Origin of the sequence: Parasutterella muris, from assembly GCF_943193095.1 — a bacterium.
GTDB lineage: Bacteria > Pseudomonadota > Gammaproteobacteria > Burkholderiales > Burkholderiaceae_F > Parasutterella > Parasutterella muris.
In genome coordinates, this window is sequence record NZ_CALPCV010000008.1 from 40,482 (window position 1) to 55,295 (window position 14,814).

At 48.9% G+C, this 14,814-nt stretch carries 11 protein-coding genes and 1 tRNA gene; 5 read left to right on the forward strand and 7 right to left on the reverse strand.

Features of this window, described 5'->3' with window-relative positions; genetic code table 11:
- Positions 1-12 precede the first annotated feature (12 nt).
- From NFR90_RS04515 to NFR90_RS04535, 5 genes are all read right to left on the reverse strand, one after another.
- Positions 13-2,769, reverse strand: coding sequence for a type ISP restriction/modification enzyme (locus NFR90_RS04515; protein ID WP_371873856.1), 2,757 nt, complete (start codon positions 2,767-2,769; stop codon positions 13-15).
- Positions 2,654-5,011, reverse strand: coding sequence for a restriction endonuclease (locus NFR90_RS04520; protein ID WP_251451010.1), 2,358 nt, complete (start codon positions 5,009-5,011; stop codon positions 2,654-2,656). The genes NFR90_RS04515 and NFR90_RS04520 overlap by 116 nt, the downstream gene beginning before the upstream one ends.
- A 187-nt stretch (positions 5,012-5,198) precedes the next feature.
- On the reverse strand, positions 5,199-5,924 hold the full coding sequence (locus NFR90_RS04525; RefSeq protein WP_251451013.1) for a GIY-YIG nuclease family protein: 726 nt from the start codon (positions 5,922-5,924) through the stop codon (positions 5,199-5,201).
- A gap of 254 nt (positions 5,925-6,178) precedes the next feature.
- Positions 6,179-6,255, reverse strand: a tRNA-Pro gene (locus NFR90_RS04530).
- Between the two features lie 18 nt (positions 6,256-6,273).
- Entirely contained in the window at positions 6,274-7,254 is a 981-nt protein-coding gene (locus NFR90_RS04535) for a polyprenyl synthetase family protein (RefSeq protein ID WP_251451015.1), read from the reverse strand.
- 436 nt (positions 7,255-7,690) lie between these two features.
- On the opposite strand from NFR90_RS04535, the gene rplU reads away from it, so the two are divergent.
- From rplU to proB, 4 genes are all read left to right on the forward strand, one after another.
- On the forward strand, positions 7,691-8,002 hold the full coding sequence (gene rplU, locus NFR90_RS04540) for a 50S ribosomal protein L21 (protein ID WP_160335824.1): 312 nt from the start codon (positions 7,691-7,693) through the stop codon (positions 8,000-8,002).
- Positions 8,003-8,030: 28 nt separating this feature from the next.
- Positions 8,031-8,288 (forward strand): 50S ribosomal protein L27, encoded by a 258-nt coding sequence (gene rpmA / locus NFR90_RS04545; RefSeq protein WP_160335823.1) that lies wholly within the window; start codon positions 8,031-8,033, stop codon positions 8,286-8,288.
- A gap of 119 nt (positions 8,289-8,407) precedes the next feature.
- Positions 8,408-9,505, forward strand: coding sequence for a GTPase ObgE (obgE, locus tag NFR90_RS04550; RefSeq protein WP_251451017.1), 1,098 nt, complete (start codon positions 8,408-8,410; stop codon positions 9,503-9,505).
- Between the two features lie 84 nt (positions 9,506-9,589).
- Positions 9,590-10,720, forward strand: coding sequence for a glutamate 5-kinase (proB, locus tag NFR90_RS04555; RefSeq protein WP_251451019.1), 1,131 nt, complete (start codon positions 9,590-9,592; stop codon positions 10,718-10,720).
- A gap of 53 nt (positions 10,721-10,773) precedes the next feature.
- Here proB and NFR90_RS04560 read toward each other — a convergent pair whose 3' ends face one another.
- On the reverse strand, positions 10,774-11,322 hold the full coding sequence (locus NFR90_RS04560; protein ID WP_370267325.1) for an RNA pyrophosphohydrolase: 549 nt from the start codon (positions 11,320-11,322) through the stop codon (positions 10,774-10,776).
- Positions 11,323-11,441: 119 nt separating this feature from the next.
- Here NFR90_RS04560 and NFR90_RS04565 point away from each other — a divergent pair, with 119 nt between their 5' ends.
- The gene (locus NFR90_RS04565; RefSeq protein WP_251451021.1) at positions 11,442-13,190 is read left to right on the forward strand and encodes a proline--tRNA ligase; all 1,749 of its coding nucleotides are present in this window, start codon (positions 11,442-11,444) and stop codon (positions 13,188-13,190) included.
- A 96-nt stretch (positions 13,191-13,286) separates the two neighbouring features.
- On the opposite strand, the gene NFR90_RS04570 is transcribed toward NFR90_RS04565, so the two are convergent.
- Positions 13,287-14,792: a mechanosensitive ion channel family protein gene (locus NFR90_RS04570; RefSeq protein ID WP_251451023.1), complete on the reverse strand. Its 1,506-nt coding sequence runs from the start codon at positions 14,790-14,792 to the stop codon at positions 13,287-13,289.
- Positions 14,793-14,814 lie beyond the last annotated feature (22 nt).

Sequence of the window (14,814 nt, forward strand, 5' to 3'; positions counted from 1 at the left end):
CCTCTCTGAAACTCAATCGCCTTCTCTGTCCAGCGGGTGTATTTCCAACGCCGGAAGATTTTTGACGATCTTTACTGTCTCCACGCTCACTGTAATGACCTTAAGGAACAAATCGTACGGATATGTGGTGTCGCCTATTTCTTCTCCGTACTTATTAAAGTCATTGACAATGCCGCTGTCCTTGTCAACTTTGACGCAGCACTTTTCAACGATCCAGTCCAGAGCGCTCTTCTTATTGACTACGTACTCCTGAGCCTCCAGAGGAATGTTTTCTATCGTGATGTCTGAGTTGTAGATCAGCCGGGTTTTATCTTTTGCAGCATTGCCTTTTTTCCCTTTAATCCGGCCCCACTCCATTCGAGTTACGTGGAACGAGGCACCCGGTTTCATTTGAATGTTAACGCCTGAGTAACGAGGCTGCTTTTCAAAATTCACATGCAGATCGGCTAACTTTCCGCCCGCTTCACTGAATGCTTTGAACTGTTCAAATGCGGCAACACGCGGAATTCTCGGAAGCTCCTTACTCAAATTATTTGCATACTTTGTCCGGTAATCCGGGCTATGCAAAATACCGTAGATGTAATAGAAGAGATCATCCTTTGAAATTGAGTTCTCCGGATAAGCTTGTCGGAAATGTTCCAGTGCTTCATCAGTAATCGCATCTTCTTTGATAAAGCCTTTGGAAGCGGCGTTTTTTGAATTCTCTTCAGGTGGATTAAATAAATCCGGTTCCTCTTTCTTTGGGCGAGCAGCTGAGGTATAAATGTAGCGGGGGAAGCATTGTCCGTTAAAAACAAGCTGAAGATCAGGTATTCGATCTACCATCAGGCAAGAAAACTCTTTTGCTCCAATACCTGCAACGCAAATGGCAAGATTTTTCGAAGATGCAGTCGGGAAAAGTTTCGGCATCTGATAAACGCAGTTATTCCAATAATGATCGAAATAAAGCCTCTGTCGGTTAAAGGGACGATAAAAAGATGCGTATTGTTTTTCTTTAGAAAATAGCTGGCTATATTTTCCGTTTAAAACATCTCTTTTTTGGGGTCGATCCCAATTAATATAGTGAGGATCGGAGGATGGGATAAAACTTTCTCTCTCCTTAGAACATCTGTCTACTTCTGCGTTATAGTGTTCTATCAAGTTCACTACATTTTGGGCTAAATTATCACGAGAAGAGTTATACGTCCAGGCATCTCTGCCTGTTGCTACGCCTCGTGAGTAATTTTTGAAGATGGCGTGCTCTAGAGTTTTCTTTCCATCTACTCTCATGAAACAAGAGTAAGAATCATCTCTCTGATTTAACCAGTCACCATGCTTATCAGGGTAGGTTCTCTGCCAGTCAATTTTTGAAATTGACTCAGCCTTTGCCAGCTGTGTTAGTTTTTCTTCCCTAGTTAAATAATCATCAACGGCATGGAAATAAATCTTGCCTTTTTCAGGATCATCCGGATTTTTAACAAGAAGAACTATTGCAACCGGAGCCCGACTTCCCTCACCAAAAATGTTGTCTTTTTCTTTACGGCGTTGCTCGCCTTGAGTTCTGGCATTTCCCTTCAAATGGAAAATATAGATTGAATTGAACTCTTCTGCCATGCATTTACGCATACCGTCGGCACTGTTGGATTCAATCCATCCGGCATTAGTCACAAAACCAATAACACCTTTGTCTTTAATACGGTCGGATGCCCAGCGGTAAGCACGGATATATGAATCATAGAGGGAGTTTTTTAATGTGGCGGCCGTGCGTTTAGCGTATGTTTCCGATATTCTGTTGTCTAATTTTTCATAGTGTTCATTCTGATTGTTATCATTTGCGGAATCCTGTCCAACTGAATAAGGTGGATTGCCAATGATCACTCGAATGTCCAACTCATTGGCCTTAGCCAATCGAGCATTATTTTCAGCTAATGATGTACTGAAAAAACTTTTGGCATCGTGATCGGCAAAAGTATCCGTCCAAATCATCACGGGGTTGGGCTCATATTCAAGATTCGGTACTAATTCATGCAGCGTACTTTCCAAGTTCATTGAAGCTACGTAATAAGCGAGAGGGACTATCTCATGCGCATGGATATCGTTCTTGAATTTTTCGTTGAGTTTGTCCGTCGGAATGAGGCCGCTTTGCATTAATCTCGTTAGAAATGTCCCGGTTCCTGTAAACGGATCGAGAATATGGACATTCGGTGCATCAATGGTTGTACCAAATTCCTTTTTCATAATGTCTGCTACCGACTGATTGATGAAGTCAACCACAGGAACAGGGGTGTAAACAATGCCCAGTTTATCCCTCATTTTTGGGAAGGCAAATTTAAAAAATTTATCGAAGAGTTCCAGAATGACCGTTTGTCTGTCTTCGGATGTTTTAATGTTCTTAGCACGGAGTTTGACCGAGTTGTAGAAGCCCTCTAATAACTTTGTTGCGGACTTCATGCCCTCCTTATCCAGAGCATCCAACGTTGATGTCATTGCTCTGGCAATTGGATTCCGTTCAGTGAACGGGAACTCGGCGAAGAGCGCATCCATCACAGGTTTTGTGACAATGTGCTGACCCAGCATGTCGAGAATTTCCTCGCGTGAAAGCTCTCCGTTCAGAGTGTTTTTTAGTTCCTTAGAGAACTCCTCGAATTTTTTTCGAGATTCTTCGTTTGCCTGATCATCTAAAATGGATTTGATGTGCTTGACCTGTTCTTCGCAAATCCTGCCGACATCTTCGGCCCAATCGCTCCATTCTTTTCGGTTTCCGACTTTCTTTACGATTCTCGCTCTGATGTCTTCCTCCAATATGGAATCTCTTCCGAATGGCAGAGCAAGCTGAGGGTTCGGAACATCTTTTCCTCCCGGAGCTGGCTTTCTCCCTCTTTGTTTTTTTTCTGCCATCTCCGCCGCCTGTGGGACTTTTTCTTGTGAGCTTTTTATCCGTTAGGCAAATAACTTCGAGTTTTTCAGAATTGACGGTTTTCAACTGTCCGTCAACCATGGATCCGAAATCTTCGTCAATCGATTTCAAGGCTCTCAAAACCTGCCAAACCGTCTCGAAGTCCTTGTTGTTATCTAGCACTGAATCGGCCGGAATTCCAGCGGGTGTGACAATCGGAATAATGACGTAGCCGCGCTCCTTCTTCGTATTCTTGGAAGTACGCATAACTCGTCCGACAGTCTGGACAACGTCGACCATCGACTTACGAGGCGACAAGAAAAGCACGGCGTCTAACGAAGGAACATCGACGCCCTCGGAAAGACAGCGAACATTAAATAGGATTTTGCAGTGTCCTTCTTCCGTGTCGGCCCTAAGCCATTCGAGACGGTTGGCTTTTTCTGTTGCATCCATCGATCCGTCGATGTGGCGTGCATCGCAAATGAGACCGTTCTGTTCATTAAAGAAAGCTTCATCCAAGGACTTGGTTTCTTTACGGAGTTTGTCTTTAAACCGCTCAATTGTGTTTTGGAATTCAGCTGTAAATTGTTTGGAAGAAACTTTGTCGTATTTGTCGGAAGGATTGATAACCTGAGCAAAACCGACAGCTCGTCTCATGGGCTGCAAATCGTCTCCGAGTGAGATTTCGCCCTGTAAGTCGCGCTTAGACAAAGCCCTCCAGCATCCGATGACTTTTGCAGCGTTCGATACGGAGAGACCTCCCTGAGCTCCGAGAGCTAAATCATCCGGATCGTTCTTATCTCCAATCATGGATTCGTTGACCGTCAGAACAATAACTTTGTAGTCAACCAGGCTTCCGAGTCTGACCGCTTGTGTGAAGTTAATCGAGTGGAAGGTTTCTCCATAAACGTCTTTATCGTCCATGGAGTAGAGGACAATGTCGCCCTCGTCATTTTGTTTTTTCGCATTACTGCCGTAAATTTTCGGCGTAGCCGTCATGTAGAGACGCTTTTTCGCTTTGACGTAGTCATTGTTGTGAATGCGTGTGAAGACAGCCTCTTTCTCGTCAGTGAAGTGGCCGCCCGCAGTTCTGTGAGCCTCATCACAAATCACTAAATCGAACTCTTTGACAGCGTCGGTCGGTAAATTCTGCGCCTGATGAATAACATCGATGGACTGGTAGGTAGAGAAGATGACCGTCATCGCATCCTTGTTTTCCAAGGCTTTTGTCACTTCTTTTCCTAACGTCTTGGCGTCGGTCGTGGCCGGATAAGAGAGTTCGCTTCCGACGGTCAAAGATTCCAAATCCTCCAGATCGGCTTTACCGGTGGAAGAATCAGAACAAACCGCAAAAGCCTTGATGGGATAAATGCATTGCTGCTTCCAGTCTGTGAGCGTCTGCGAAAGAAGAGAAAGCGACGGCACTAAGAACAAAACCAACTTGCCTTCCCCGGCTTGCTTCTCTGCAATCTTCAGAGAAGTGTAGGTCTTACCGGTACCGCAGGCCATGATCAGTTTGCCGCGGTCGGCTTCTTTAAAGCCGTTGATAACTTTTCTGATAGCTTCTTTTTGATAGTCGCGAGGGGTACGCTTTGCAACTTCTTTTAATTCTCCCCTCTGATAAGCGTCCCAGTCGACGGTAGAACTTGCTAAGGTTTCTCGTGTTATCAGAGTGATCGGAGGAACTTGCTTGTCAAGTTCTTCTCTGACGTTCTCGCTCCATTTTTCATTGGTCGCGACTAAGAAACGTCTGGTGAAGAACGGTTTGCTGGACGAAGCAAGGAATGAGTCGACGCCGCCTTTAAGGACTGTGGCTTCTTTGTCATAGAACTTGCACTGAATTGCCGTAAATCTGTTGTCATCGGCGTTAACGCCGACCAGGTCTATGCCGATGTCGCGAGAGGACGATACTAATTCCGGGTGCTTCTGACTCCAGTCCTTATAAGTTAGGACCTCAGAAAATAAGTCTCGGTACGTCGGTTCTTTTGTGAGCCAGTCTCGGATCAGCGTTTCAAACCGAGTTCCTTTATCGCGCTTAATGCCGGATGAGGAGTTCCCGAGATTATAAAGTAAACGGTCTAGCGAGAGATGGGAGGGGTTATACATATTTACTGCTTGAACTTTATTTTCTGCCATTTGGGGACTCAATATATAAAAAGAGGCCTTTTTCCAGGTTAAAAAGGCCATTGAATAGTCTTACACGTAGAAAGTATTTTAAAGCATGAAGAATGCGCTCTTTCCCATCGTTTAAACGACTCAGTCTTTATAAAAAACACCTCCCGGGGCGGTCGCACCGACTCATTAACCACCTCAGGAAAAGAGTCTATACATTCAGTCTTTTTCTAATATCCACTAAAGTTTCACCGTTGTAGGCAAAGTACAATCCGCCTTGTATGGCTTTTACCTTCATTAAATGTTGTCCAAGGCCGCTTAGTGAGTACGTCTTGCCTTCAAAGGAAACCTTGTTCTTTTTATCAAGAGTTGTACAGGTGATTTTGGCGTCCTTAACAAATGTCAGCGTAGTGCCTACAGGGATGCCGAGGAGTTCAAACGTCAAATTGCCTTTCTTAGGCGGCGTTGTTTTAGATGGGGTAGATTCCGGAGCGCTCTCGCCATTTTCGTCAATCGGGTAGCGAATCAGCTGAGCTTCACTGCCGTTGATTTGAGCGATTGCAGATTGGATTTCGTAGGCCTTCTTGGCATCCATTCCGTAAAATTCGCGGTTCTTAGCGTGGCGTAAAGTCGGATCAAGCGTATCAATCAGTCTATGCAGTTCCTTATCTCTCAAGCGTTTCTTAACCTTGTAGGCTGCATAACAGTGAAAAGGATCGGGAAGGGCACTGTTTCTATTAAGACTCTTTAATCTTTTCTCTACGTCATCCGCATAACCAATTTTGACCATGTCCGGAAAGGCAGGATTGACAAGAATATAGATTGAACCCGCGAATTGTTCTTTCTTTTCATCTCCACAGGTGTAACCTCGCTTTTTCAATTCATCTTCGATGAGATTAATTAAATCTTCGTCCAAACATTGAGATAAAGTACTCATTTCAATTCCTTTGCGATAGAGGCGGTAATCTCAATCTTGCCGCTGCCGGCGTGATGGATTAAAAATTATTTGCAGTTGTTGTCAGTGAGATTGTAAATCGATGAGTTTACCCGTTGCTTGATCAACTCTTGTAAAACTGCCTGTCGTTCTTCATCGGCGAGGCATTTGCAAGCTTCAGGATCGCATTCGCAGCGGCTCGATTGCGCTTCGGAAAAAGAAAAACCGCGCAGGTCTTGCGCGGTTTTTACGAATTCTGGTCGGAGTGAGAGGATTCGAACCTCCGACACCTGCGTCCCGAACGCAGTACTCTACCAGGCTGAGCTACACTCCGATTTGACCGTCAAGTGAACTAACTGTCCCTCTCAACTGTCAAGGAAAGCAATTCTATCAGAGAATTTTTGAATGCGCTACTCGGGAGGCAGTCAAGCTGTCGAATTCCGTTCTGAACTTCATTTCTGGCTGCGGAAATGCAGGACTCAATCGCATTAGTTTTCTTGATAATTCCGATAATTGCGTCAAGGTCAGGATCGCTGTGACTGATTGCGTTACGAATTGTTTCAGCGTCCGTCTCTGAGCAGTTTCTCAGCGCATAAATAAGCGGCATTGTCATTTTGCCTTCGCGTAAATCGGTGCCAAGATTCTTTCCGGTATTTCCGGAGACGCCGACATAATCCAGTACGTCATCAATAATCTGGAATGCTCGGCCAAGACACAGCGCATATTCGGCCATAGCGTCTTCTACCGCTTTGTCGGCGCCGGCAGAGACCGCCGCCATGCGGGCAGCCGCTTCAAACAGTACGCCGGTTTTACGCTCAATCACTTCAATGTAGCGCTTCTCGTCCACGGTGGTGTCGTGAATGTTTAAAAGCTGAATGACTTCGCCTTCGGAAACACGGTTTACCGCCCCGGCAACAATTTCACAGATCCTCAGATTCTGTGTTCGGACCATTAACTGGAATGCTTTCGAATACATAAAGTCACCAACCAGAATCGCGCTGGCATTGCCCCACTTGAAGCTGGCCGTGGGCTTGCCGCGTCTTAAATCTGATTCGTCGACCACATCGTCATGGAGAAGACTGGCGGTATGGACATACTCGATCATTGTGGCTAAAAACACAGGATCCTTGTTTTGACATCCGAGCGCTCGGGCGATCAGAAGAAGAACAACAGGACGCATCCGTTTGCCGCCTGCGCTGACAATGTAGCCAGAGATCTTCTTAATAAGAGGGATGTCACTTTGCAAATCAGAAATTACCGCCTTGTCTACCTCGACGAGATCTTCAGCGATCGGTGCAATAACGCGCTGCATCGTTTCTGCTACGTTGGCCATTCTTTTTATTCCTAATAATGCGAAATATTTGTGTTTAATATTAAACAAGATTTCTGAATTAATGGAAATTAGAACAGGAAAGTGTCCGTGACTAGCTTATATACGGCAATAATTCCTGCCCGCTAAGAAAACTGACCCGAATAAGACTCGGCTGTTAAAAACATGGAAGAGGCGGCGGAAAATGAAGCTTTCATATTAATAAAGCACCATGGAAACTCCTTCGATCAGAGCGCTTTCCTCACTCTGAAGATGAACTGCGGACAGACGCTGCGCAGCAACAAAGTACTGAGGATGAGGCGGAGAAAAAATAAAACATATAACGGTTTGACTTAATGAGAATTTTCCTCCATAATGCCGAGCTCTGCGCAAACTTCTTTCTAGCAAACAAAAAGGCTTCAGCAGGACGCAGACTGCATTGAAGTGTTAAAGGTAAAGCATGTACGCAATTATTAAAACCGGCGGCAAACAGTACACTGTTGCTGTTGGCGATAAAGTAAAAGTCGAAACTCTGCCGGGCGAAGTCGGCTCTCAGATCAAACTCGAGACCGTTCTCGCTGTTAAGACTGATGCCGGTCTTACTCTTGGCAACCCGACAGTTCCGGGCGCTTTTGTTACAGCCACGGTCCTCTCTGAAGGTCGTCACGACAAGGTACGTATCTTCAAGTTCCGTCGCCGCAAGCACTCTATGAAGAGCGGCGGTCATCGTCAGAACTACACCGAACTCAAGATTGACGAGATTTCGGCCTAATTTGAATTTTTGATAAGAGGTATTTGAAATGGCACATAAGAAAGGCGGCGGATCGACACGTAACGGCCGCGATTCCAACGCTCAGCGTCTTGGCGTTAAAGTTTTCGGCTCTGAAATGATCCAGCCGGGCGCCATCATCGTTCGTCAGCGCGGCACGAACTTCCACGCCGGTGAAAACGTCGGTATGGGTCGTGACCACACTCTGTTCGCAAAGGTTGCAGGTAAGGTTGAATTCGTTGTCCACGGACGTCTGAATCGTCACTACGTCAACGTAGTTCCCGTCTAATCTTTACTGACGACACTTTAAAAGAATTGAGGCGCCCCATTCCTAGCAAGGAACGGGGCGCTTAATTATTTACCTGACTATCATCACATAATTAGAACTATTGCCAGCGGCAGGAAAAAATGAAATTCGTAGATGAAGCAAAAATTGAAGTCATGGCCGGAAAGGGCGGCAACGGTGTTGCCTCGTTCCGCCGTGAAAAATTCATTCCTAAAGGCGGTCCTGACGGCGGAGACGGCGGCCGGGGCGGATCGATTTACGCGATTGCAGACCGTAACCTTAACACTCTGATTGACTACCGCTATACCCGTAAGTTCCAAGCTAAAAACGGCGAAAACGGCCGCGGAAGCGACTGCTACGGCAGAGGCGCCCCCGATATTGAACTGCGCGTGCCCGTCGGAACCGTGATTACCGATATCAATACCGGCGAAACCATTGCCGACTTGGATAAAAACGGTGAGAAGGCGCTTTTAGCCCGCGGCGGAAAAGGCGGCCTCGGCAACCTCCATTTCAAGTCTTCGACGAACCGTGCGCCTCGTCAGTGCACGCCCGGAGAACCCGGAGAGGAAAGAGCGCTCAAGCTTGAACTGCGCGTATTGGCCGATGTCGGTTTGCTCGGACTGCCGAATGCGGGCAAGTCCACTCTGATTTCTGCTGTATCCAACGCTAAACCGAGAATTGCGGACTATCCCTTCACAACACTGCATCCGCATCTGGGTGTTGTGCGTGCTGGCCCCGAGTCGAGCTTTGTGATCGCTGATATTCCCGGACTGATCGAGGGTGCCTCTGAAGGCGCCGGACTCGGTCATCAGTTCCTCAGACACCTCTCTCGTACCAGTCTGCTGCTTCATGTGATCGATGTTGCTCCGATGCACGCGGAGGAAGATCCGATCGCGGCGGCTAAAGCTATCGTTGAAGAACTTCGTAAGTTCGATCCTGCTCTGGCAGATAAACCGCGCTGGGTAGTTCTGAACAAGATGGACTTGGTGCCCGAAGAGGAACGCGCTGAAGTTATTGAGAAGTACCGTAAGGAATTCGGTGCGGATACGCCGCTCTTTGCGATCTCGGCAGCGACCCGAGAAGGTACCGATAAACTCGTGAACGCGATCGCGGCAGATATCCATGAGCAGAGAAGACAGCTGCTCGCGGAGTCTGAGCCGGATGTGCGCTTTGACGATCAGGAAGAAGTTTTCCCGCCTGAACCTGAAGAAGAAAAATAAACTGATAAAGACCGCCGTGCACAGCACGGCGGCTTAATATATGCAGTATCTCCCAAACCAACGAATCCCGGATTAGCAGAAGATATGGAAGAAAATCTTAAAGTTTGGCAGGACGCCAAACGCATCGTCGTAAAAGTCGGTTCCTCCTTAGTGACAGACGAAGGCCGCGGAGTGGATCGCGCTGCGATCGATCGCTGGACAAAGCAAATTTCGGAACTCCAGAAACTGGGCAAACAAGTGATTTGGGTGAGCTCAGGTGCCGTGGCCGAAGGCGTGGTACGCCTCGGCTGGAGTAAGCGCCCGAAGAAAATGCATGAACTGCAGGCGGCGGCCGCGGTCGGGCAAATGGGCATTATCGAAGCGTATGAAAAAAGCTTTGAGATCTACGGAATCAAGACCGCTCAGATCCTGCTCACACACGCCGACTTGGCGGACCGGGAAAGATATCTGAATGCTCGTCAGACACTGGTGACGCTCTTAGATCTCGGAGTCGTGCCGATCATCAATGAAAACGACACAGTTGTCACAAACGAAATTAAAGTGGGCGACAACGATACGCTTGGTGCATTGGTGACCAATCTCGTGGAGGCGGACCTTCTCGTCATTCTTACCGACCAGCTTGGGCTCTTTACCGCGGATCCCCGCAGCAATGCCGATGCGCGCCTAGTTCAGGTCGGACGGGCCGGAGATAAAAAATACGAAGAGATGGCGGGCGGCGCCGGCTCCTCAATCGGCAAGGGCGGTATGCTGACCAAAATCTTGGCGGCTAAGCGCGCGGCTCGAAGCGGTGCTTCCACGATTATCGCAAGCGGAAGAATCGAAGACGTGCTGGTAAAACTTGCGCACGGTGAGTCAATCGGCACACTGCTTTATGCCGAAAGTCGGCCGATGTCCGCGCGAAGCCAATGGATCGCCGATCACCTGCAGCTCAAAGGCAAATGCGTGATCGATGAAGGTGCGATTCACGCCGTCAGAGCAGGTAAGAGCCTTCTGCCGGTCGGTGTTAAGGCTGTGGAAGGAGACTTCCTGAGAGGAGAAGTCGTCGCCTGTGTGGATAAGGACGGAAAAGAAATTTGCCGCGGCCTTATTAACTATGGTTCTGCCGAAGCAAAGCGCATCATGGGACATCACACCGACGAAATCTTGGATGAACTCGGTTATATCGAACAGCGTGAACTGATCCATCAGGACAATATGGTCGTCGCTTCACTCTGATCTTCTGATATCAAAAAAGCCGCTCCTGCGTTTTGCATTGAGAGCGGCTTTTCTTAATTGCGGTACAGTCTGAAGTGATTCGGCCCTTCCGCTCTTTCCCAACGGGGCGGCGGTGTCAGTGATTTCTTATCGGTAAAGATAAGCGGTGCAAGCTCTGTAAGCGCTTCTTTATACACATTGCGCTTGAACTCAATGACCTGACTCAGCGGAACCCAATAGTCATTCCAGCGCCAAGCCTCAAATTCGGGATGATTGGTCGCTTTCAGATTGATGTCTTTGTTCTTGCCCAGAAGCTCAAGTAAAAACCAAATCTGCTTCTGCCCTTTGTAAATGCCTCTGAGATCTCTGCGCACCCAGCGGTCCGGAACGTCATAGCGAAGCCAGTCTTCGGTCCTACCGATGATTCTGACCTGATTTTCAAAAAGGCCGAGTTCTTCCCACAGCTCTCTGAACATGGCCTCCCTCGGAGATTCCCCGCGGTTGATACCGCCCTGTGGAAACTGCCACGAGTGCTGACCGAGCCGCTTTCCCCAGAACACCTGTCGGAGAGGATTCGTCAAAATAATGCCGACATTCGGTCGATATCCATGTTGATCAAGCATAAAAACTTTAAAATAACTCTTTTGTGTCCTTACATTATATCGGTACGCCTTGCGGAACTTTTTCGGATTGTTCGAAAGGGGAAGCAGCGCATTCTGCCGGCATTACAAGAGTTGAATAAATGAGAGCAAAACAATTTTTTATTTCCACCATGAAGGAAGCGCCCGCAGACGCTGAAATCGTTAGCCAGAAACTGATGCTTCGCGCCGGCATGATTAAAAAACTGGCCGCTGGCATCTACGACATCATGCCGATGGGTCTTCGCTCCCTCCGTAAAATTGAAAGCATTATCCGCGAAGAAATGGATAGAGCGGGCGCCATTGAACTGCTGATGCCGATCGTGCAGCCGGCTGAACTTTGGCAGGAAACCGGCCGCTGGCAGAAGTACGGAGATGAACTCCTCCGTATTAAGGACCGTCATGACCGTGATTTTGTTCTGCAGCCGACCAGTGAGGAAGTTGTCACGGATATCGCTCGTCAGGAAATTAAGTCCTGGCGTCAGCTTCCTGTGAATTTCTACCAGATCCAGACGAAGTTCAGAGATGAACGCCGCCCTCGCTTCGGCGTGATGCGAGGCCGCGACTTCATCATGAAGGACGCCTACTCATTCGACAGAAACGCTGAAGATGCCGGCAAGAGCTACGACAAGATGTTTGAAGCTTACTGCCGAATCTTTGATCGACTCGGCCTGATGTACCGCGCGGTGCGCGCCGACTCCGGCTCGATCGGCGGCTCCCGCTCTCAGGAATTCCAAGTGATCGCCGACACTGGCGAAGACCTCATCGTGTTCTGCCCGGACAGCGATTACGCGGCAAATATCGAACTCGCTGAGGCGCCCTGCCTGATCGAAAAACGCGAAGAGCCCAAAGAAGCGATGGAAAAAGTTCCGACACCCGGAAAAGATAAATGCGAACTCGTCGTTGAACTGCTGGGCAAGCCGCTCACCGACAGCGTCAAATCCATCGTGCTTGCGGTTGAACAGTACGACGAAAAAGGCAATCCGCTGCCTGCGAAGATTGTTCTGCTGCTGCTTCGCGGAGACCACAGCCTGAATGAAGTGAAAGCGGGCAAACTTGACGCGCTCAAGCCCGGATTCCGCTTCGCGACGGATTCTGAAATCATGAATACTTTCGGCAGCAAACCCGGCTACCTCGGACCTGTCGGTATTCCTAAGGATGTCACGATTGTTGCGGACACCACTGTCGCCAACATGAGCGACTTCATTGTCGGCGCCAACGAAGAGGGCTACCACATTCGCGGCGTGAACTGGGGCCGCGACCTGAGAGAACCGGACGTTGTCGCAGATATTCGCAACGTAGTTGTGGGAGACGCTTCTCCTGACGGCAAAGGCACACTGAAAATGCAGCGCGGCATCGAGGTCGGCCATGTCTTCTTCTTAGGCGACAAGTATTCTTCCGCGATGAAGGCGACTTATCTGGATGAAAACGGCAAACCGCAGGTCCTTCAGATGGGCTGCTACGGTATTGGCGTTTCCCGTCTGCTCGGCGCTGCGATTGAACAGGGTCATGATGACAAGGGCATTATTTGGCCCGACAGCATCGCGCCCTTTACCGTCGTTATCTGCGCGGTCGGCTACGACAAGAGCGAAGAAGTTCAGAAGGTTTCCAATGAACTGTACGGCCGCCTGAAAGAGGCCGGTATTGATGTCATTCTTGACGATAGAGGACTGCGCCCCGGCGTAATGTTCGCTGAGTGGGAACTGATCGGTGTACCGCACCGCGTCACGATCGGCGACCGCGGCCTCAAAAACGGTGAAGTTGAATACACGCACCGCAGAGATCTGAAGAATGAGACGGTGCCTGTCGCGGATATCGCAGATAAACTGATCGGCTTGATCAATAATAGATAATCTCTGATCATTGATTCAAAAAACCGGCCGGGAGCTAAAGTTCCCGACCGTTTTTTCATTAAGCGAAGCACTGCAAAAGAAGCGCCTTTTAAAGGATTACACGCGTTCTGCGGAAGTATCAAGCGGCGCAGGCCCCTGTGCCGTATCCGCAGCTTTCGGAGCCGGATCGGATTCCACGCGGCAGATAATTTCCGGTGTCCCGATAAGATGAAGATCTCTTTGCGGGAAGGGTATGTTGATCTTGCGCTCGTTGAATTCACGCAGCATTTCTCTGCTGATATTTGAGCGCAGCACGGTAGTGCCCTTTTCCGGATCGGAAATCCAGAAGTAGGAAGTTAAATCGATACCGTCCGCGCCGAAGTTGGACAAAATCGTGTAAGGAGGAGGGCTGATCAGCACACGAGGCTGTCTGCGGACAATGTCCGTCATAAGTTCAATCACCTCTTCGACGTCAGTGCTGTAGTCGACACTCATGGTCACGGTGGTGCGGCCCGGTCCCTGCAGATACGAGGTATTTTTCACGTTGCCGGTGACAAACGCCTCATTCGGGATAATCGTGACGCTGCCGTCAAAGGCACGGATAACGGTGTAGCGCGTTTTAATGTCATTGACGATGCCTTCCACGCCCGCAACTGAAACCAGATCGCCGATTTTGATGCTTCTGTCGAGCAGAATGATAAAGCCGCTCACATAGTTGGAGGTAATTTTCTGCAGGCCAAAGCCGAGACCCACACCGACCGCGCCGCCGAATACGCCGAGCACGGTAATGTCAATGCCGACCGAGGAAAGACCGACCAGAATCGCAATGAAGGTAAGCAGAACTTTCACGACGCGAATCAGAACAACTCTAAGACTCGACTGCATCGTCGGAATGCTGTTGAGCCAGCGCTCAATGAACTGTCCGACCCATTTGGCGACAATCAGCGCGAGCGCGATGGAGAAGATCGCGAGAAGCAAAGACCAAAGCGTGAAGTTGTCCTTGCCAAGCGGTATCTTGGTGGACTGCATGAAGCTGACGGCCTTCGGCAGAACGCCGACGACCTGCAGCGCAACGCCGCCCCAGATGGCCCATGTCAGGAAATTATCCAGACTGTTCGAGAGTTTGCCCCGGCTGACCGTTTGGTGAATGATAAAGATGACGGTGCGGATAACAACGTAGGCGCCAAGGATGAGCCAAATAATGGATTCCAGCGGCAGCGCGTGCTTGGGCAACACGTTGAACAGCCGGATCGTAAACGTTGTCACCGCGATGAACACCATAGAGATGAGCGGGAAACTGAGCCGCAGAAGCAGCGTCTGAATTCGTCTGCGCACGAGACTCCAAAACGCCTGCTCTCTTTGTTTAGGGTTCTTCTCTTCTTCGGCCTGTGTTTGTTCCTCTTCGGCAAAAAGACTGACCGCCCGCTTGTAAAGGTAGCGAGAGAGCAGCCAGCCGAGGATCAGTGAGGTCGCAAGACAGGCGATCTGCCAATATACGACCGGCTGATTCAGCCCCTTTTCAAACATGAGCAGAAGCTCATCAAGGATATTGTTATCAGCGCTGAGGAGCTCCTCGGTTGTAACCGCGGTTTGAGCAACCTTTGCGACTTCGCTGACGGCCATAAATTTTCCTTATAAAACGACG

Coding starts and splice junctions, on each gene's coding strand:
- rpmA (WP_160335823.1), top strand. CDS start 8,031: ATGGCACATAAGAAAGGCGGCGGATCGACACGTAACGGCCGCGATTCC.
- NFR90_RS04535 (WP_251451015.1), bottom strand. CDS start 7,254: ATGGCCAACGTAGCAGAAACGATGCAGCGCGTTATTGCACCGATCGCT.
- NFR90_RS04570 (WP_251451023.1), bottom strand. CDS start 14,792: ATGGCCGTCAGCGAAGTCGCAAAGGTTGCTCAAACCGCGGTTACAACC.
- NFR90_RS04565 (WP_251451021.1), top strand. CDS start 11,442: ATGAGAGCAAAACAATTTTTTATTTCCACCATGAAGGAAGCGCCCGCA.
- NFR90_RS04520 (WP_251451010.1), bottom strand. CDS start 5,011: ATGGCAGAAAATAAAGTTCAAGCAGTAAATATGTATAACCCCTCCCAT.
- obgE (WP_251451017.1), top strand. CDS start 8,408: ATGAAATTCGTAGATGAAGCAAAAATTGAAGTCATGGCCGGAAAGGGC.
- rplU (WP_160335824.1), top strand. CDS start 7,691: ATGTACGCAATTATTAAAACCGGCGGCAAACAGTACACTGTTGCTGTT.
- proB (WP_251451019.1), top strand. CDS start 9,590: ATGGAAGAAAATCTTAAAGTTTGGCAGGACGCCAAACGCATCGTCGTA.
- NFR90_RS04525 (WP_251451013.1), bottom strand. CDS start 5,924: ATGAGTACTTTATCTCAATGTTTGGACGAAGATTTAATTAATCTCATC.
- NFR90_RS04560 (WP_370267325.1), bottom strand. CDS start 11,322: ATGCTTGATCAACATGGATATCGACCGAATGTCGGCATTATTTTGACG.